The following is a 17,326-nucleotide window of genomic DNA, read 5'->3' as shown; positions in this document are numbered from 1 at the left end:
AAATGAACCATAAAAATAAGGGCGGAGCACAATGCTCCGCCCTCATTCGTTCTTACACTGGCCTTGTTGTTAGCTATTGGTGCGCGCGGTATTCCCGCGGCTCTTCTTGATGGTGCCTTCGGATCTCGTCTGCAAAGCAACTCGATGGCGCCGGGCAATACAAGGCTTTCTAACGTCTGGTTCTGTCGCTTGGCGAGTGCGGCGCCGCTTCAGACTCCGGCTTGGCTGAAGGGCGAAGCCACCGCCAGCCTAGCCGGATGGAGCTCCACGCCGCCTCGGAGCGTTTGCGTGGCGCGGGCGGGATCAGAACCGCAGCGACAGGCAGGACATGCCGCCGTCCAGCTTGGCGCAGTCGGTGTTGTCGATCTCGACGATCTCATATCCGGCCTTGTCCAGAACTTCTGCCGTGCGCGGGAAGCCTGCGGCCATCAGCACCAGGTTGTTGAAACGGATGGCGTTGGCGGCGGCTTCCTCACCTTCGGCCACATGCAGCACCCGGTAGCCTTCGAAACAGCCGGAGGCGTCGAGGCGCTTGGTCGACAGAATGGTCTCGGCGTCCATCAGCGAGCAATCGGTCTTGAAGTGCAGAACGCCTTCTGGAGTGAACACCTCGCGCAAGGCATGGCCCCATTCGGCGGTGATTTCAGCAAGCTCGGCAACGCCTTCCGCGTCGGTCCGGTCGGACCGGCCGACCAGGATCTCCTTGCCGGTCACCAGAATGTCGCCGCCTTCGATGTGGCCGGGTCCAGTGATTTTGCGGACATCATCGTAGCAAGCGCGCAGGGTGGGGGCCATTTCCGACACCTCACCCAGCCGCGACGGCGCGCCGGGACGCATCAGGATCGCGCCCTGCGGCAAGCAGAGGGCGGTGTCCTCGACAAACTGGGCGTCGGGGAAGGCCTCCAGCGGGTCCAGTTCGATCACCTCGGCGCCGGTGCTGCGCAGAGCGGTGACATAGGCAGTGTGGGCGGCCAGCATGCTGTCGAGGCTTGGATTGCCGGTATCTTCGGCACGCAGGCCTGCAGCGATGGTAGAGGCGGGGCGGCGGGTGATGGCGCGGGTGAACTCAAAGGTTGGGTTTCGCATGAGGTTACTCCTGTCCCGGAACGGGTCCGGGGATGTCGATTTCGAGGATGGAGGGGGTGCCGCGTGCGGCGCATTCCTGAAGAGCAACGGCAACGGTCTGCGGGGTCATGGGAACACGGCTGAACGGAATTCCGAAAGACTGCGCTGTGGCTGCGAAATCCGGCGGGGTGGGGTCGCAGCCGACAACCGCAACGTCCACGGCTTTCATTGAGGAGGCGATCTCTCCATAGCCGCGATTGTTCCAGATCACGAAGGTAATGGGCAGGCCTTCATCAACCGCGGCCATGATCTCAGGCAGAGAGAACTGGGCGCCGCCGTCGCCGGCGATGCAGATCACATGCGCAGATGGATCGGCAATCGAGGCGCCGATGGCGGCGGGAATGCCATAGCCAAGCGCGCCATAGCCGGTGGCAGCATTGAACCAGCCACCTGGGCGGTCGTGGTCGTAGGAGAGGTTGCCGGCATAGATCGGTTGGGTGGAATCGCCCACCATCAGGGCATTGGGCACCGTGTCACGCATGGCGTTCAGCACTTCCACTTGCCGGCGGTAGTCCGGGCCGATCTCTTCCTGCGCGGCGGCGCGTGTGTGTTCGGCACGGGCCGCGCCTTCGCTGTGCTTTGCTGTGCCGGGCAGCGCATCAAGCAGCGCGGCGATGGCCGCATCAGCGTTGCTCTGGATGGCAAGTTCAGCCTCGTGACGGGCCAGTTGCGCGGCGCAGATATCGATTCGGATCAGCCCGGCCATGTCAGCCATGCTGCCGGTGGCATACATATCGTAATCTGTCGGCCCCAGCTCGGTTCCCAGCGCCAGCACGCAATCGGCGTCTTCGATCAGTTCCCGGACCGCTTGCAGGCTGGGGCTGGCCGGGACGGTCAGCGGGTGGCCGTGCATCAGCCCGCGGGCGTTGACGGTTTGCACCACAGGCGCGTCGAGGCGTTCGGCCAGGGCCTGCAAGTATTGGTCTGCGGTTTTGGCGCCGCCGCCGGTCAGGATCACAACTTTGCCTGCTGCGCTCAGCCGTTTCGCGGCATCGGCGATCTTGGCCGGATCCGGCGCCGTCTGCGCTTCGGCGGGCTTGGAAATGCCGTTTAGCGACGTGGCACCTGCCACGTCCAGCGGCACCTGGATGTGCGTGGGCCCGGGGCGGCCAATTGCAAAGGGCGCGAAGGCGCGATCCAGGGCGGGCTCCAGCTCTTCGGGCCGGGCGACATGTTCTGAGGTCAGCGCCACGGTCTTGGCTAGTGCGTGCTGGTCGGGCAATTCGTGCAGGTGGCCGAGCCCCTTGCCCAGGGTTGCGCTGTCGTTGACGCCGGACACCACCAGCATGGGGACTGAATCTGCGCGGGCCTGGGCCATCGGAGTCAGCGTGTTAGTGAGGCCAGGGCCGGTGATCACAAAGGCCACCCCCGGCTGTCCGGACACCCGGGCATAGCCATCGGCCATGAAGCCCGCGCCCTGTTCGTGGCGGGGGGTGACATGGCGGATGCCGGAGGCGGCCAGGCCGCGGTACAGTTCCACCGTGTGGACGCCGGGGATACCGAACACGCAAGTCACCCCGCGCGCCTTCAGCCCGTCAACCAGGGCTTCGCCAACTGTTTTTGCGGTCATGCGGCGCCTCTTGCAGTGCGGTTTGCGTGGGCGGTGATCCGGTCAAGCGCGGTCGCAAAGCTGTCGTCATCAATCGTCAGGGCAACGCGGACCCAATTGCCGAGGCTTTCGCCGAAGGCGGAGCCGGGCATGACCGCAACGCCGCTGTCCAGAAGGCTCCAGGCATAGGTGTCGCCATCCATGCCGGTGGCGGAGACGTCGATCAGCGCGAACATGCCTGCCTCGGGGTGGTGGACGCGCAGCCGGGTTTCGGCGTGCAGGCGTTGTTCCAGCAGTGCGGCGCGGGCAGCGAAGCGGGCGGTCATGCCTGCGGCGACAGAGGAGCCTTCGCGCACCGCCTTTTCGGTCATGTCGGCGATGAAGGGCTGGTTGCCGAACAGCATGGTTTCCGAAACCGGCAGCAGGGCGGAGCAGAAGGCCTCTGGCCCGGCGCACCAGCCGCTGCGGAAACCCGGTGCAGCGTGGGACTTAGAGATCGAGGAGACTGCAATCACCCGCTCCGCCAGTGCCGGGTCGGAGAGGGGTGAGACAAATTCAGCACCCTCAAACACCAAGTGCTCATAAACCTCGTCGGAGATGATCCAGAGGTCGTGTTTCATTGCCAGCTCGCCGATTTCGCGCAGGTCCTGCGGTGTCAGAATGGCCCCGGTCGGGTTGTGCGGCGTCGTCAGCAGGATGGCGCGGCTGCGGGGAGTGATGCGGGCAGCGATGTCGCTGGCCTGCATCCGGAACCCGGCCTCGGGCCGCAGCGGCACCGGCACCATGTCCGCACCGGATGCGCGGATCACACCCTCATAGGTGGCATACATAGGGTCGCCCACCAGCACTTCGGTGCCGGTCTCGGCCACGCCTTGCAGCACGGCATAAAGCGCGGTTTGGGTGCCGGGGAAGCAGAGGATGTTTTCCGGCCCGAATTCCCGCCCGCGGCTGTCGGAATAAGCCTCGGCCAAGGTGGCGCGCAGATGCGCCTCGCCGCGGCCGTCGGAATAGCCGGTGCGGCCTGCGTGCATCGACTGCGCGGCGGCTTCGACCAGTTCGGGCGGGGTTGGCACGTCCGGTTCGCCGATGGTCATTTCCACCAGGTCGGCGCCTGTTGCAGCCAATTGCCGTGCCCGTGCGTGCACTTCCCATTTGCCGCCGCCAAGCCCGGCCAGCCGTTCGGTGATTGCTGTCAGCCTCATCAGGTTTCAGCCTCCTGCTCCAAATCCAATCCAGTGATGGCGGCAACCGATTGCCGTCCTATTTCAACAAGTTCGCCTTGCGCAAAGGCATCCGGCAGGGCGCCGCCCTCCAGCCACAGGCCGTCGATCACCGCGTTGCAGGCAATCGCGAGCTGGCGCAGCCGGGCCGCCGGGGCGGGGCGCCCGGCCTCTTCCAGCGCGGCGGCGATCAGCGCCTCGAGCCGGTCGCGGAAGTAGGCGTAGGTGCGCTGGTGGGTTTCCTTCATCTGCGGGTCGTTCTGCACCTTGTTCAGGAAGCTGGCCCACAACGCCAGCGCGCGCGGATCAACCACCGGCGGCGTCAGCGAGCCATCGACAAAAGCCCTGAGCCGCGCCCGGGCGCTGCCTGCCGCCGCACCGGGGGCGAAGGTCAGGTCCGTCATCTGGTTCATATGGTGTTCATAGGCCGAGATGATCAGCTCTTCCTTGGAGCTGAAGTAATGCCGGATCAGACCCTGGGTGACGTCGGCGCGCTGGGCGATGCCCCGCACCGTGGCGCCGCGCACACCGTTCTCCGCCACCAGCTCCAGCGTGGCGAGAATCAGCGCTTCCTTCCGGGCTTCGGCGGATTCGCGTTTGAATTTGCGGCGCTCGTCGGTCACCTCAGCTCCTGTTTTTGTGCTGGCGGAGAAATTATACACTTGCATAATTACGCGAGTCGCGGCTTACTGCAATCGGAAAATTCGGGAAGACGCAAAGATGGACACAGCCACAGCAGCCGCATCCTCACCGGAGACAGACACGCGCCGGGAGGCAATCCGGGTCGAGGACCTGCACAAGTCGTTCGGAAATCTGGAAGTGCTGAAGGGCGTTGATCTGACCGCGCAACAGGGCGATGTGGTGGCCATCATCGGCGGCTCCGGCTCCGGCAAATCCACCATGCTGCGCTGCATCAATTTCCTGGAGACGCCAAGCTCCGGCAAGATCGTGATCGGCGGCGAGGAAGTGGCGATGCGCGGCGACGGCAGCCCGGCCAATCAGAAACAGATTGAACGTATCCGGACCAAGCTGGCGATGGTGTTCCAGCAGTTCAACCTGTGGACCCATCGGACGCTGCTGGAAAACGTGATCGAGGTGCCGGTGCATGTGCTGAAGGTGCCCAAGGCCGAGGCTATCGCGCGGGCGCACGAGCTGCTGAACCGGGTGGGGCTGGGCGGCAAGGAGGACACCTATCCTGCCTATCTGTCCGGCGGTCAGCAGCAGAGGGCGGCGATTGCCCGGGCGCTGGCGGTGGACCCGTCGGCGATGCTGTTTGACGAACCGACCTCGGCGCTGGACCCGGAACTGGTGGGCGAGGTGCTGACGGTGATCCGCGACCTGGCCGCCGAGGGGCGTACCATGCTGCTGGTCACCCATGAAATGAAATTCGCGCGCGAAGTCGCAAACCACGTTGTCTATCTGTACCAGGGCCGCATTGAAGAGCAGGGGCCGCCTGCCGAGGTCTTTGGCAATCCGCAATCAGAGCGGCTGAAGCAATTCCTAAGCTCGGTCGCCTGATCCTCTACCACCAAAATAATAACCAACTGGGAGACTAAGATGAAACTGAAAGCATTGCTTGCTGCTGCAACCGCAGCTGCCGCGCTGACTACTGGTGCCGCCGCTGCGGAACAGGTTAAGATCGGCATCGCCGCGGAACCCTACCCGCCGTTTGCCTCGCTCGACAGCTCGGGCAACTGGGTCGGCTGGGAGGTCGAGGTGATCGGTGCGGTCTGTGCCGCGGCGGAACTGGACTGCGTGATCACGCCGGTGGCCTGGGACGGAATCATCCCGTCGCTGACCGGCCAGCAGATCGACGCCATCATGGCCTCCATGTCGATTACCGAGGAGCGGATGAAAACCATTGATTTCTCCGACCCTTATTACAACACCCCTGCGGTGATCGTGGCAGACAAGTCGATGGAGATCGATGCAACCCCGGAATCGCTGGCGGGCAAGATTGTTGGCATTCAGGCCTCGACCATCCACCAAGCCTATGCGCAGGAATACTTCAAGGATGCTGAGCTGAAGGTTTACCAGACACAGGATGAAGCCAACCAGGATCTGTTTGCGGGCCGCATCGACGCGACCCAGGCGGACAGCATCGCGATGGCGGATTTCGTTGGCTCGGACACCGGCAGCTGCTGCGAGATCAAGGGCGCGGTTGCGGATGACCCGGCGATCCTGGGCCGCGGTGTCGGTGCGGGCGTGCGCAAGGGTGACGACGAACTGCGCGAGGCGCTGAACAAGGGCATCGCGGCGATCCTGGCCGACGGCACCCACGAGAAGATCACCGCCAAATACTTCACCACCAGCATCTACTAAGGTGCTGCCGTGACCGGACTGTTCGAACTACTGGGCCTCGGCGCCAGCGCAGAGCTGCTGTCGCTGTCGGGCTGGGGAGGCAACCTGTTGCGCGGGCTTGCCAACTCCCTCCAGATCGCCTTTGGCGCTTTTGGGCTGGGGCTGGTGATCGGGCTGTTCGGGGCCTATGGCAAACTCTACGGCGGGAAGGTCACGCGTGATCTTCTCGCCATCTACACCACGGTGATCCGGGCGGTGCCGGAACTGGTGCTGATCCTGATCCTCTATTACGTGGGCAGCGATATCATCAACAAGATCTCTGAAGGTCTGGGCGGCGGCCGGGTTGAGATCAACGGCGTTGCGGCCGGGATCTGGGTCTTGGGCGTGGTGCAGGGGGCCTATGCCACTGAGGTTCTGCGCGGCGCCATCAAGGCGGTGCCGGTGGGCCAGATCGAGGCGGCGAAATCCTATGGCATGCCCGCCTTCATGATCATGCGGCGGGTGACGATCCCGGCGATGATGAGCTTTGCGGTTCCGGGGCTAGCAAACCTTTGGCTGATCGCCACCAAGGACACGGCGCTGCTGGCGGTGGTCGGCTTCAACGAGCTGACACTGGAAACCCGTCAGGCGGCAAGCAGCACGCGGGCCTATTTCACCTTTTTCCTGGCCGCCGGGTTCCTGTACCTGATGGTGACGCTGTGCTCCGGCGCGGTCTTTGCCCGGGTTGAGAAATGGGCACGGCGCGGCCAGCCCTCGCTGAAGGGGGGCGCGCGATGACCGGTTTGAAGGATCTGATGCAGCCGCACCGTATCGTGATGATGCTGGTTTTTGCGGCGCTGGTGATCTGGTGCGCCTTTGCGCTGCGCTGGGACTGGATCCCGAAATACGCGCCGCTGGCGCTGGAGGGGCTTTGGGCCACGATCTGGATCCTCGCGGTCTCTACTTTCCTCGGCTTCATGCTGGCGGTGCCGCTGGGGTTGGCGCAGGCGGTGGGACCCTGGTACCTGTCGATCCCTGCGCGCACCTTTTGCACCATCATCCGCGGCACGCCGCTGCTCTTGCAGATCTGGCTGCTTTATTACGGGTTGGGGTCGCTGTTCCCGCAGTTTCCGTGGATTCGTTCGTCTGAGCTGTGGCCCTATCTGCGGCAGGCCTGGCCTTATGCGGTGCTGGCGCTGACCCTGTCTTATGCGGGCTATGAAGGCGAAGTGATGCGCGGCGCGTTTTCCGGCGTCGCCAAGGGGCAGCTGGAGGCTGCGAAGTCCTTTGGTATGCCGCGCTTCACCATGTTCCGCCGGATCTGGCTGCCGCAGGCGGTGCGCAACGTGCTGCCGACCTTAGGCGGCGAAACCATCCTGCAGCTGAAGGCGACGCCGCTGGTGGCGACGATCACGGTGATGGAAATCTATGCGGTATCCTCGCGCGTGCGGGCCGATACTTTTATCGTCTATGAGCCGTTGTTGCTGCTGGCGCTGGTTTACATGGCCATCGCCGGGGTGATCGCATTCGCTTTCCGCCGGTTTGAGAAAGGCTGAAAAGACGGGTGTTTAGCGCGTTTTCCGGACCGGATGATTTTGGTCCGAAAATTCTGATTTATCTGACATACATCAAATAACGGCACTAAAGTTCCCTCTAGTGTCAGCGGCGAATGCAGCAAGAGATTCTTGTAACAGATGCCGCGTACCGTCTTCATACCCTCCGTTTGCTGCGCCGGACTGTTCCGGCGGCTGGCGGGTGTGTGCGCCATCTTCATGCTGGTTCTTCAAACCGCCTTTCCCGGCGCAGCTCAGGCTGCTGTCGGCGGTGAGTGGATCGAGATCTGCGGCGAGTTCGGTGTGGTTGAGATTCAGGTCGCTGCCGGAGACCGCGAAGACAACAAGTATTGCCCTAAGTGCAGCACTTGTGCCCTCTGCGCTGCTGAAACCGGGGCCGGGCCGGTATTCCTTCATGCATTCGGTGCCAGCCGGGTGGCAGGCCGCATAGTTTTGCTGCCTACGGGCGCTGCAGTGCCGCCGAACCCGGCGCAGCACTGGCATGATGGCCGCGGGCCTCCGCTGGTGAAAAAGATAGAATCCGAACGCGCCTTCCGCGCGTCCGTGGCTGCCACTCAAAACAAAGGAGAGGCGCCATGGTCCTGACACGCGCCTTCCGGGGCTGGCTGACAGCCCTTGTGATGACACTCACCGCTGTATGTGCGGTGACCGCTGAGGCAGACAGCCTCGACTCCTTCCTGACAGAACTGACACCCGCTGATCTGGTGCCCGGCGCCGAGGCATTTGGCCCGGTGCGCGCCGATGTGCCGGTGGCGCCGGTTTTGAAGGCGGGCGAGACGGTTGCCTATGCCTTCCTGACCTCAGATTTCGTGGGCACCACCGGCTATAGCGGCAAGCCGATCCACGTGGTGGCCGCGATTGATAACGATGCGGTGCTGACCGGCGTGAAGCTGGTCAAACACTCCGAGCCGATTGTGCTGATCGGCATTCCTAATTCCAAAATGGTCAAGCTGACCGAAGGCTATGCCGGGCTGGATCTAAAGGCCGAGGCGGTGGCGGGCGGTGATGCCCATGACCTCGACATCATCTCCGGCGCGACGGTCACGATCATGGTGATCGACGACAGCCTGGTGCGGGCAGGTATTAAAGTGGCCCGCGCGCTGGGGCTGGGCGGCCTGTCACCGGTGCAGGCCGACGGGCCGAAGCGCGAGGTTGATATGGCCCGCGAAGAAGTTTCGGACTGGACCACACTGGCAGGCGACGGCTCTGTTCGGCGGATGACGCTGGACGTGGGTCAGATCAACGCGGCCTTTGAGGCCACTGGCGATCAGCGCGCGATCAAGCGGCCGGAGCCGGGTGCCCCGGACGACACTTTCATCGACATGCATATGGCGCTGGTTTCCGTTCCCTCCGTCGGCAAGTCGCTGCTGGGCGAGGCGGAGTACCGGAACCTGCAATCCTGGCTGAAGGAAGGCGAGCACGCCATTCTGGTGCTGGGACGGGGCAGCTACAGCTTCAAAGGCTCGGGCTATGTGCGCGGGGGCATCTTCGACCGCATCCAGCTGATCCAGGGTGATGCCTCGGTGCGGTTCTTTGACAAGCAGCACAAGCGGCTGGGGGAACTGGCAACTGGTGACAGCCCCAGCTTTGCAGAGCTGGACCTGTTCAAGATCCCGGCAGATGCGGAGTTCGACCCGGCTGAACCCTTCCGCCTGCAATTGCTGGTGCAGCGGTCCGTGGGCGCGCTGGAGCGGACGTTCCTGACGTTTGATCTGGGCTACAAGCTGCCGGAACAATATCTGCTGCCTGCCGCGCCTGCGCCCAAAGTGGTGGAAGACGACACCGGTGAGGCGGCTGCGAAGGCCGCGCTTTGGCAGCGGATCTGGAAGGACCGGACGCTGGAAATCAGTGTGCTGGGTGTGATGTTGCTGGTGCTGACGGCAGTGTTCTTCTTCCAATTCCAGGCCACTGTGAATGCGCGCATCTTTTATTGGTTCCGCATCGGATACCTGACTGTCACCCTGGTGTTCCTGGGCTGGTATGCCAATGCGCAGCTGAGCGTGGTGAACCTGATGGCGCTGGCGGGGTCTTTGCGCAGCGGGTTTTCCTGGGATGCGTTTCTGCTGGACCCGCTGGTTTTCATTCAGTGGTTTGCCGTTGCCGCCGCACTTCTGTTCTGGGGGCGGGGCGCTTATTGCGGCTGGCTGTGCCCGTTTGGCGCGCTGCAAGAGCTGACCAATAAGGTTGCCCGCGCCTTCAAGGTGCCGCAGATCACTCTGCCGTGGGGCCTGCATGAGCGCCTGTGGCCTGCGAAATACATGATCTTTCTCGGCCTGTTCGGCCTCTCGATGGTATCGATCCCGCTGGCCGAAACCTATGCCGAGGTGGAGCCGTTCAAAACCGCGATCATTCTGAAATTCGTGCGCGACTGGCCGTTTGTTGTCTTTGCCTTGCTGCTGCTGCTGGCCGGGCTGTTCATCGAGCGTTTCTACTGCCGCTACCTGTGCCCGCTGGGCGCGGCGCTGGCGATCCCGGCGCGGGTGCGGATGTTCGACTGGCTGCGCCGCTACAAGGAATGCGGCAGCCCCTGCCAGACCTGTGCCAACGAGTGCCCCGTTCAGGCCATCCACCCGACCGGTGAGATCAATCCGAACGAATGTGTGAACTGCCTGCATTGCCAGGTTCTGTACCAATCCGAAGCCAAATGCCCGGTTGTGATCAAACAGCTGAAACGCCGGGCCAAGACCGGCAGCCCGGGTCCGGAGATTGCTCTGGGCAGGCCGCCTGCCAATCACCCCAACGCGAACAGGACAAAAGTTTCCTGAAGGAGGACGTTATGTCTGAAGAACTGAAAAACAAACTGCCCGTCACCCGCCGCGGCCTTCTAGGGGCCACCGCCTCCGGTGCCGTTCTGGCGGCCACCGGTGCCGGCTCTGCGCTGCTGGGCGCAAAGCCTGCACAGGCTGCCGGTTTCGGCCTGGAGCCGGGCGAGCTGGACGAATACTACGGCTTCTGGTCTTCCGGCCAGACAGGCGAGCTGCGCATCATGGGTGTGCCGTCCATGCGCGAGCTGATGAGGGTGCCGGTGTTCAACCGTTGCTCCGCCACCGGCTGGGGCCAGACCAATGAATCGCTGAAGATCCTGACCGAAGGCCTGCTGCCGGAGACCAAGGAATTCCTGGCCGCCAACGGCAAAGTCACCTATGACAACGGCGACCTGCACCACCCGCATATGTCGTTCACTGACGGCACATATGACGGCCGCTACCTGTTCATGAACGACAAGGCCAACACCCGCGTCGCCCGCGTACGCTGCGACGTGATGAAGTGCGACAAGATCATCGAGATCCCGAACGCCAAGGACATCCACGGCCTGCGCCCGCAGAAGTTCCCGCGCACCGGCTATGTCTTTGCCAACGGCGAGCACGAGGCGCCGCTGATCAACGACGGCCAGATCCTGGATGATCCGTCGCAATATGTGAACATCTTCTCGGCCATCGACGGCGACACCATGGAAGTCGCCTGGCAGGTGATCGTCTCGGGCAACCTGGACAACACTGATTGCGATTATCAGGGCAAATACGCCTTCTCGACCTCTTACAACTCGGAAATGGGCATGAACCTGGCCGAGATGACCGAGAGCGAGCTGGACCACGTTGTTGTCTTCAACATCAAGGCGATTGAAGAGGCAATTGCGGCAGGCGACTATCAGGAGCTGAACGGGGCCAAAGTCGTGGACGGGCGCAAGGAGTCCGGCAAGAACTTCACCCGCTACATTCCGATCCCGAACTCGCCGCACGGTGTGAACGCTGCACCCGACAAAAAGCACATCATGATCAACGGCAAGCTGTCGCCGACGGTTTCGGTCATTGATGTTGAGAAGGTCGATGCGCTGTTCAGCGACAACGCCGATCCGCGCTCTGCCATTGTGGCGGAACCGCAGCTGGGCCTTGGCCCGCTTCACACCGCCTTCGACAACCGCGGCTATGCCTACACCACCCTGTTCCTGGACAGCCAGGTGGTGAAATGGGACATCGCCAAGGCGATCGAGGCCTATGCCGGCGCCGATGTGGACCCGATTATGGACAAGGTTGATGTGCAGTACCAGCCGGGCCACAACTCGACTTCCATGGGTGAAACCGCCGAGGCAGACGGCAAGTGGCTGATCTCGATGAACAAGTTCTCCAAGGACCGGTTCCTGAACGTCGGCCCCCTGAAGCCCGAGAACGAGCAGCTGATCGACATCTCCGGCGACAAGATGAAGGTAGTGCACGATGGCCCGACCTTTGCCGAGCCGCATGACTCGATCCTTGTTCACCGTTCCAAGGTGAACCCGGCCAGCACCTGGCAGCGCAACGACCCAATGTGGGAAGACGCGCGCAAGCAGGCAGAGGCGGATGGCGTCGATCTGGACGACTATCAGGACACCATCATCCGCGACGGCGACAAGGTGCGGGTCTACATGTCGAGCCAGGCGCCGAACTTCAGCCTGGAGAAGTTCACGGTGAAGCAAGGCGACGAGGTCACTGTCTATGTCACCAACCTGGACGACATCGACGACCTGACCCACGGCTTCTGCCTGTCGAACTTCGGCATCGCTATGGAAGTCGGGCCGCTGGCAACTGCCTCTGTCACCTTCAAGGCGGAGCGCCCGGGCGTGCACTGGTACTACTGCCAGTGGTTCTGCCACGCGCTGCACATGGAAATGCGCGGCCGGATGCTGGTCGAGCCGCGGAGCGCGTAACCATGAAACGGCTCCTGCCCATATCCCTGGTTGCGGCCCTTGCCGGCCTGGCGCCCGCGTGGGCGGCGGATTGGGATGTGCCCAATCGGGCAGGGGCCATCGCTGAAACACTGGCGCAGGCGGCGGATGGCGACACCCTCCGCCTCGCCCCCGGCGAATACGCCGAAACCCTGGTGCTGGACCGGCCGGTGACGCTGGACGGGCAAGGCCATGCCACGTTGGACGGACAGGGCAAGGGATCGGTGATCACTGTGACCGGACCGGGCGTGACCGTTCAGAACCTGACCGTTGCTGGCTCCGGCTCCTCGCATCAGGAGATCGACAGCGGCATCAAGCTTACCAAGACCGCACAGGCGCCGCAGATCCTCAACAATGTGCTGCTGGGCAACCTATACGGCGTGGATATTCATGGCGCCACAGACAGTCTGGTGCAGGGCAACTGGATCGAGGGACGCCTGGACCGGCACATGAACGCCCGCGGCAACGGGGTCTATGTGTGGAACGCGCCGGGCGCGGTGGTCGACGGCAACGATATCCGTTTTGGCCGCGACGGGATCTTTGTGAACAGCTCCAAGAAGAACGCCTTCACAAACAACACCTTCCGCGACCTGCGTTTCGCGGTGCATTATATGTACGCCGATAATTCCGAGGTTTCGGGCAATGTCTCGATCGGCAATCACCTGGGTTATGCGGTGATGTTCTCGAAACGGGTCAAGGTGACCGGGAATGTCTCGCTGAATGACCGCGATCACGGGGTGATGCTGAACTATGCCAACCAGGGCGAGGTGCGCGGCAACTATGTGAAAGGCGCCAAGGACAAATGCACCTTCCTCTACAACGCGCACAAGAATGATTTCTCCGGCAACTGGTTCGAGGGCTGCGGCATCGGCATCCACTTCACCGCGGGCAGCGACGGCAACCGGATGGTTGGCAACGCCTTTGTCGGCAATCGGCATCAGGTGAAATTTGTCTCCACCAAATGGGTGGAGTGGAGCGAGGCCGGCCAGGGCAACTACTGGTCCGACTTCGCGGGTTTCGACGTGGACGGGGATGGCATCGCCGATGCGCCCTACCGTCCGAATGACAGCATGGACCATGTGCTGTGGACACAGCCGGCGGCGAAACTGCTGATGGGATCGCCCGCGGTGCAGCTGGTGCGCTGGTCGCAGTCGGCGTTCCCGGCGCTGCTGCCCGGCGGGGTGATCGACAGCCACCCGCTGATGCGGCCAGAGCGGCCTGGGGCCGCCAGAAAGGTTGAACAGGATGGATAACTCTCCGCTGCAGATCCGCGCGCTGGACAAGTTCCGAGGCAAGACACAAGTGCTGCATGGCATCGACCTGGACATCGCGCCGGGCGAACGGCTGGCGCTGTTGGGCCACAACGGCGCGGGCAAGTCGACGTTGATCAAGGCCGTTCTGGGCCTGATCCGGCATGAGGGCGGCAGCATCCGCATCTGCGGCGCGGCACCTGGCAGTGCCACAGCACGGGCTGCCACGGCTTTTCTGCCGGAAGCCGTCAGCTTTCACCCGGCATTGACCGGGCATGAACAGCTGTCCTTGTTTGCCCGGCTTGCGGGCGAACGCGCCGACATTAATGGCCTTTTGGAGCGGGTTGGTCTGGGCGAAGCCATGCACCGCCGCATCGGCGCCTATTCCAAGGGGATGCGGCAGCGGTTGGGGCTAGCCCAAGTGCTGCTGGGCCGCCCGAAATTGGCGCTGCTGGACGAACCCACCAGCGGGCTGGACCCGATCTCGCGCCAGGACCTCTATGCCATCATCAATGAGCTGGCAGAGCAGGGTGCGGCGGTGCTGATCGCCTCCCACGCGCTGACTGAGGTGGAGGCGCGCACCGACCGCATCGCCATTCTGCGCAAGGGTGTGAAAGTGGCGGATGACACGCTGGCGGGCCTGTCGGCCCAGGCCGGGCTGCCGGTCAAGCTGCGGGTGCAGGCCAGCGGCGCGCACGCCGACCGGATTGCTGTTGAGACAGGCGGGCGGCGGATCAACGGCGCCTCGGTCGAGGTCCTGTGTTCACCGCAAGACAAAATGGCCGAGCTGCGCAAGATCGCAGCCATGGGCGATGCGGTGGCCGATATCGACATGGTGCCGCCGCGGCTCGAAGACCTCTATCGCCATTACTCCGGGGAGGACCGCAAATGAGACGTGCCTTTGCCATTGCCCGCGCCGAGATGCTGATTCTGCGCCGCAACCGCTGGCTTTTCATGGCGACGCTGATCATGCTGGCCTTTGCGCTGGCGCTGTCCTTTGCCGGATCGGCGCCGACGGGAACGCTGGGGGTGGATATGCTGACCGTTTCGGTCGCCTCGATGACCACGCTGTCGGTCTACCTGGCGCCGCTCCTGGCTCTGATGATGGGATTTGACACGGTGGCGGGCGACCGGGACCGGGGCAGTCTTGCCCTGCTCCTGGCCTATCCTGCGGGCCGTGCGGAGATCCTGCTGGGCAAGCTGATGGCGCATCTGGCCGCCTTGTCTGTTGCCATGTGCATCGGCTTTGGCGCGGCAGGGGCCGTGGCCGCCTGGTTCGGCGGTGCAGGTACAGAGAGCTTTATGGCGCTGGGGCGGCTGGTGCTGACATCAATCCTGCTGGGTGCGGTGTTCTTGGTGCTGGGCTATGCGCTGTCGGCGCTCAGCAGCAGTGCAACAGCTGCCGCGGGTCTGTCTGCGGGCGTGTGGCTGGTGTTTGTGGTGCTTTATGACCTGGGACTGCTAGGGGCCGTGGTGATGGACAGCGGCGGGGTCTTTACCCAGAAGATTTTCCCCTGGGTGATGGTTGCCAACCCGGCGGATGCGTTCCGGCTGTGGAATGTCGCAGCCTCCGAAAGCGTGGCCCTTTCCAGTGGTATGGCTGGGGCTGCCAGAGCGCTGCCCGGCTGGGCCGCACCACTGTCGCTGGTGCTGTGGCCCGCGCTGGGCTTCCTGCTGGCCTGTGCCGCGTTCCGGAGGGTAGAGCCATGAAACGCCTGATCCTTGCGGCTGCGCTGGTCCTGCCTGCCTGCCAGGAAGAAGAGGCCAAGGCACCGCCTGCGCCGGTGGAGCTGACCGAAGCGGCGCTCAGCTACTTCTGCCAGATGAATGTGGCTGAACATGGCGGACCCAAGGGGCAGATCCATCTGGACGGTTTCCCTACACCGCTGTTCTTTGCCCAGGTGCGCGATCTGGCGGCCTATGTGAAAAGCCCGGAACGTGATGCGGAGATCACCGCGATATATGTGAGCGACATGGGCGCAGCACGAAGCTGGGAACATCCCGGCACTGAAAACTGGATTGATGCCAAGGGTGCGCATTTCGTGGTCGGATCCAACGCCGCTGGCGGCATGGGCGCGCCGGAGGTTGTGCCCTTTTCCTCGCCGGAAGAAGCTGCGCGGTTTGCCAAGCGGTATGGGGGCACTGTTGCCGGGTTTGACAGCATCCCGGACGAGGCGGTGCTTGGACCGGTTGATCTGGACCAGCAGCTGGAGACGCCGTCCTGAGAACGGCGCCTCCCTAGGGTTTTAAACCGTCTCGGGCATCAGCCGCATTTCGGCGGCGATGGCGTGGCCTTCCATTCCTTCCATCCGGCTGATCCGCGCGGTGCGCTGGGCCAGTTCATGCGAGGCGGCGGCGTTGCAGCGCTGCCAGGTCACGGTCTTGGTGAACTTGTGCACTGACAGCCCGCCGGTATAGCGCGCCGCGCCGCTGGTCGGCAGCACGTGGTTGGGGCCTGAGCTCTTGTCGCCGAAGGATACCGTGGTTTCCTTGCCCAGGAACAGCGAGCCATAGGCGGAGAGGCGGTCGAGCCACCAATCTAGGTCTTCGGCCTGCACCTGCAGATGTTCGGGTGCATAGCGGTCGGCCACTTGGGCGGCCTCCTCGCGGGTTTCGCACAGAACGACCTCTGCGCGTTCGTGCCAGGCGCGGTGGGCGGCGGAAAGGTTGGGTTCAGGCAGCCTGTCGATCAGGCCCTGTACTCGGGCCATGACCCCAGTTGCCAGAAGTTCGCTGGTGGTGATCAGCCAAACCGGGCTGTCGGCGCCGTGTTCGCACTGGCTGACAAGATCCCAGGCGACGGTCTCTGCATCGGCGGTGTGGTCGGCAATCACCAGCGAGTCGGTTGGACCTGCAAACATGTCGATGCCAACCTCTCCGAACAGCATCCGTTTGGCCTCTGCCACATAGGAGTTGCCGGGGCCGACCAGAATGTCGGCAGGCTGGGCGCCAAACAGGCCCTGGGCCATGGAGGCAATGCCCTGCACCCCGCCGAGGTTCAGGATCAGGTCTGCGCCGCATAGGTCCATGGCATAGACGATAGCATCGGGGATGCCGCTGCCGGAGCGCGGCGGCGACACCGCTGTGATGTGGGACACGCCTGCCACCTTGGCGGTGGTGATGGTCATCAGCGCGCTGGCGATATGGCTGTAGCGGCCGCCCGGCACGTAACAGCCGGCACTGGATACCGGGATCTGCTTCTGGCCTGCGATCAGGCCGGGGATCACCTCCACCTCGCATTCACCCATCGTGGATTTCTGCGCCTCGGCGAAGCGGCGGATGTTGGCATGGGCAAACTGGATGTCGTCCTTGGTTTGCTGCGATACCCGGTTGCAAGCGGCACGGCGCTGGGCGTCTGTGACCACGATCGGACCGGTCCAGCCATCCAGCTTTTCCGCATAGCGGCGCACGGCCTCCTCGCCCTCGCGCTGGATATTGGCCAGCATCACTGCAACGGTATCGCGGATGTCGTTGCTTTCGGTGGCAGGACGTGCCTGGGCCTTTTTCAAATAAGTGATTGCCATGTCATGTTCCTCGAAGGGCCGCAGAATGCGCGGGGAGCGCACGGCGCGGATTGCGCCTAAGACAGCTGCTGACAGGCTTCATGGTCAACCCGTGGCCGGCGG

General features: G+C 63.4%; 16 protein-coding genes. 10 read left to right on the top strand and 6 right to left on the bottom strand.

Features of this window, described 5'->3' with window-relative positions; translation table 11 throughout:
* Positions 1-303: 303 nt before the first annotated feature.
* The 4 genes from GC1_RS16930 to GC1_RS16915 are packed head-to-tail and all read right to left on the bottom strand — an operon-like array spanning position 304 to position 4,517.
* The gene (locus tag GC1_RS16930; protein WP_019294804.1) at positions 304-1,086 is read right to left on the bottom strand and encodes an arginine deiminase family protein; all 783 of its coding nucleotides are present in this window, start codon (positions 1,084-1,086) and stop codon (positions 304-306) included.
* Positions 1,087-1,090: 4 nt separating this feature from the next.
* Positions 1,091-2,695: a 5-guanidino-2-oxopentanoate decarboxylase gene (locus GC1_RS16925; RefSeq protein WP_019294805.1), complete on the bottom strand. Its 1,605-nt coding sequence runs from the start codon at positions 2,693-2,695 to the stop codon at positions 1,091-1,093.
* On the bottom strand, positions 2,692-3,876 hold the full coding sequence (locus tag GC1_RS16920; RefSeq protein ID WP_019294806.1) for a pyridoxal phosphate-dependent aminotransferase: 1,185 nt from the start codon (positions 3,874-3,876) through the stop codon (positions 2,692-2,694). The genes GC1_RS16925 and GC1_RS16920 overlap by 4 nt, the downstream gene beginning before the upstream one ends.
* Complete coding sequence (locus GC1_RS16915; protein WP_029204666.1) at positions 3,876-4,517, bottom strand: TetR/AcrR family transcriptional regulator; 642 nt, start codon at positions 4,515-4,517, stop codon at positions 3,876-3,878. Before GC1_RS16915 ends, GC1_RS16920 begins: the two co-directional genes overlap by 1 nt.
* 97 nt (positions 4,518-4,614) lie before the next feature.
* Between GC1_RS16915 and GC1_RS16910 the strand changes: the two genes are divergently transcribed.
* From GC1_RS16910 to GC1_RS16895, 4 genes are read left to right on the top strand one after another with little or no spacing between them, the layout of a single operon-like run.
* Positions 4,615-5,412, top strand: coding sequence for an ABC transporter ATP-binding protein (locus tag GC1_RS16910; RefSeq protein ID WP_019294808.1), 798 nt, complete (start codon positions 4,615-4,617; stop codon positions 5,410-5,412).
* A 39-nt stretch (positions 5,413-5,451) separates the two neighbouring features.
* Positions 5,452-6,216 (top strand): transporter substrate-binding domain-containing protein, encoded by a 765-nt coding sequence (locus tag GC1_RS16905; RefSeq protein ID WP_019294809.1) that lies wholly within the window; start codon positions 5,452-5,454, stop codon positions 6,214-6,216.
* A gap of 9 nt (positions 6,217-6,225) precedes the next feature.
* A complete protein-coding gene (locus GC1_RS16900; RefSeq protein WP_019294810.1) occupies positions 6,226-6,972 on the top strand; it encodes an ABC transporter permease in 747 nt (248 codons plus the stop codon).
* Positions 6,969-7,730, top strand: a complete 762-nt coding sequence (locus tag GC1_RS16895) for an ABC transporter permease (protein ID WP_029204667.1) — start codon at positions 6,969-6,971, stop codon at positions 7,728-7,730. Before GC1_RS16900 ends, GC1_RS16895 begins: the two co-directional genes overlap by 4 nt.
* A 72-nt stretch (positions 7,731-7,802) precedes the next feature.
* On the opposite strand, the gene GC1_RS22525 is transcribed toward GC1_RS16895, so the two are convergent.
* On the bottom strand, positions 7,803-8,144 hold the full coding sequence (locus GC1_RS22525; protein WP_156131911.1) for a hypothetical protein: 342 nt from the start codon (positions 8,142-8,144) through the stop codon (positions 7,803-7,805).
* Positions 8,145-8,323: 179 nt separating this feature from the next.
* On the opposite strand from GC1_RS22525, the gene GC1_RS16885 reads away from it, so the two are divergent.
* Genes GC1_RS16885 through GC1_RS16860 form a run of 6 tightly spaced genes read left to right on the top strand, consistent with a single transcriptional unit; the run spans position 8,324 to position 15,925 of the window.
* A complete protein-coding gene (locus GC1_RS16885; RefSeq protein ID WP_019294813.1) occupies positions 8,324-10,513 on the top strand; it encodes a NosR/NirI family protein in 2,190 nt (729 codons plus the stop codon).
* An 11-nt stretch (positions 10,514-10,524) separates the two neighbouring features.
* On the top strand, positions 10,525-12,432 hold the full coding sequence (gene nosZ, locus GC1_RS16880) for a TAT-dependent nitrous-oxide reductase (protein ID WP_019294814.1): 1,908 nt from the start codon (positions 10,525-10,527) through the stop codon (positions 12,430-12,432).
* Between the two features lie 2 nt (positions 12,433-12,434).
* On the top strand, positions 12,435-13,703 hold the full coding sequence (locus GC1_RS16875; RefSeq protein WP_019294815.1) for a nitrous oxide reductase family maturation protein NosD: 1,269 nt from the start codon (positions 12,435-12,437) through the stop codon (positions 13,701-13,703).
* Positions 13,696-14,592, top strand: a complete 897-nt coding sequence (locus tag GC1_RS16870; RefSeq protein ID WP_019294816.1) for an ABC transporter ATP-binding protein — start codon at positions 13,696-13,698, stop codon at positions 14,590-14,592. The genes GC1_RS16875 and GC1_RS16870 overlap by 8 nt, the downstream gene beginning before the upstream one ends.
* Complete coding sequence (locus GC1_RS16865) at positions 14,589-15,410, top strand: ABC transporter permease (protein ID WP_019294817.1); 822 nt, start codon at positions 14,589-14,591, stop codon at positions 15,408-15,410. The genes GC1_RS16870 and GC1_RS16865 overlap by 4 nt, the downstream gene beginning before the upstream one ends.
* Positions 15,407-15,925 carry a nitrous oxide reductase accessory protein NosL gene (locus tag GC1_RS16860; RefSeq protein ID WP_019294818.1) on the top strand — a complete coding sequence of 173 codons (519 nt, stop codon included), beginning with the start codon at positions 15,407-15,409 and terminating at the stop codon, positions 15,923-15,925. Before GC1_RS16865 ends, GC1_RS16860 begins: the two co-directional genes overlap by 4 nt.
* Before the next feature lie 21 nt (positions 15,926-15,946).
* On the opposite strand, the gene hisD is transcribed toward GC1_RS16860, so the two are convergent.
* Positions 15,947-17,224: a histidinol dehydrogenase gene (hisD, locus tag GC1_RS16855; RefSeq protein WP_019294819.1), complete on the bottom strand. Its 1,278-nt coding sequence runs from the start codon at positions 17,222-17,224 to the stop codon at positions 15,947-15,949.
* Positions 17,225-17,326: the final 102 nt, after the last annotated feature.

The organism is Leisingera sp. ANG1, assembly GCF_000203975.2.
In the GTDB taxonomy this organism is placed as follows: Bacteria; Pseudomonadota; Alphaproteobacteria; order Rhodobacterales; family Rhodobacteraceae; genus Leisingera.
Note: the sequence above shows the minus strand (reverse complement) of the source record. Positions and strands in the feature narration are given on the sequence as shown.

What these genes read in the sequence shown, in the direction of transcription:
- GC1_RS16860 (WP_019294818.1), top strand. Translation starts at nt 15,407, where the DNA reads ATGAAACGCCTGATCCTTGCGGCTGCGCTGGTCCTGCCTGCCTGCCAG.
- GC1_RS16870 (WP_019294816.1), top strand. Translation starts at nt 13,696, where the DNA reads ATGGATAACTCTCCGCTGCAGATCCGCGCGCTGGACAAGTTCCGAGGC.
- GC1_RS16930 (WP_019294804.1), bottom strand. Translation starts at nt 1,086, where the DNA reads ATGCGAAACCCAACCTTTGAGTTCACCCGCGCCATCACCCGCCGCCCC.
- GC1_RS16865 (WP_019294817.1), top strand. Translation starts at nt 14,589, where the DNA reads ATGAGACGTGCCTTTGCCATTGCCCGCGCCGAGATGCTGATTCTGCGC.
- nosZ (WP_019294814.1), top strand. Translation starts at nt 10,525, where the DNA reads ATGTCTGAAGAACTGAAAAACAAACTGCCCGTCACCCGCCGCGGCCTT.
- GC1_RS16920 (WP_019294806.1), bottom strand. Translation starts at nt 3,876, where the DNA reads ATGAGGCTGACAGCAATCACCGAACGGCTGGCCGGGCTTGGCGGCGGC.
- GC1_RS16895 (WP_029204667.1), top strand. Translation starts at nt 6,969, where the DNA reads ATGACCGGTTTGAAGGATCTGATGCAGCCGCACCGTATCGTGATGATG.
- GC1_RS16910 (WP_019294808.1), top strand. Translation starts at nt 4,615, where the DNA reads ATGGACACAGCCACAGCAGCCGCATCCTCACCGGAGACAGACACGCGC.
- GC1_RS22525 (WP_156131911.1), bottom strand. Translation starts at nt 8,144, where the DNA reads ATGAAGGAATACCGGCCCGGCCCCGGTTTCAGCAGCGCAGAGGGCACA.
- GC1_RS16885 (WP_019294813.1), top strand. Translation starts at nt 8,324, where the DNA reads ATGGTCCTGACACGCGCCTTCCGGGGCTGGCTGACAGCCCTTGTGATG.
- GC1_RS16925 (WP_019294805.1), bottom strand. Translation starts at nt 2,695, where the DNA reads ATGACCGCAAAAACAGTTGGCGAAGCCCTGGTTGACGGGCTGAAGGCG.
- GC1_RS16905 (WP_019294809.1), top strand. Translation starts at nt 5,452, where the DNA reads ATGAAACTGAAAGCATTGCTTGCTGCTGCAACCGCAGCTGCCGCGCTG.
- hisD (WP_019294819.1), bottom strand. Translation starts at nt 17,224, where the DNA reads ATGGCAATCACTTATTTGAAAAAGGCCCAGGCACGTCCTGCCACCGAA.
- GC1_RS16875 (WP_019294815.1), top strand. Translation starts at nt 12,435, where the DNA reads ATGAAACGGCTCCTGCCCATATCCCTGGTTGCGGCCCTTGCCGGCCTG.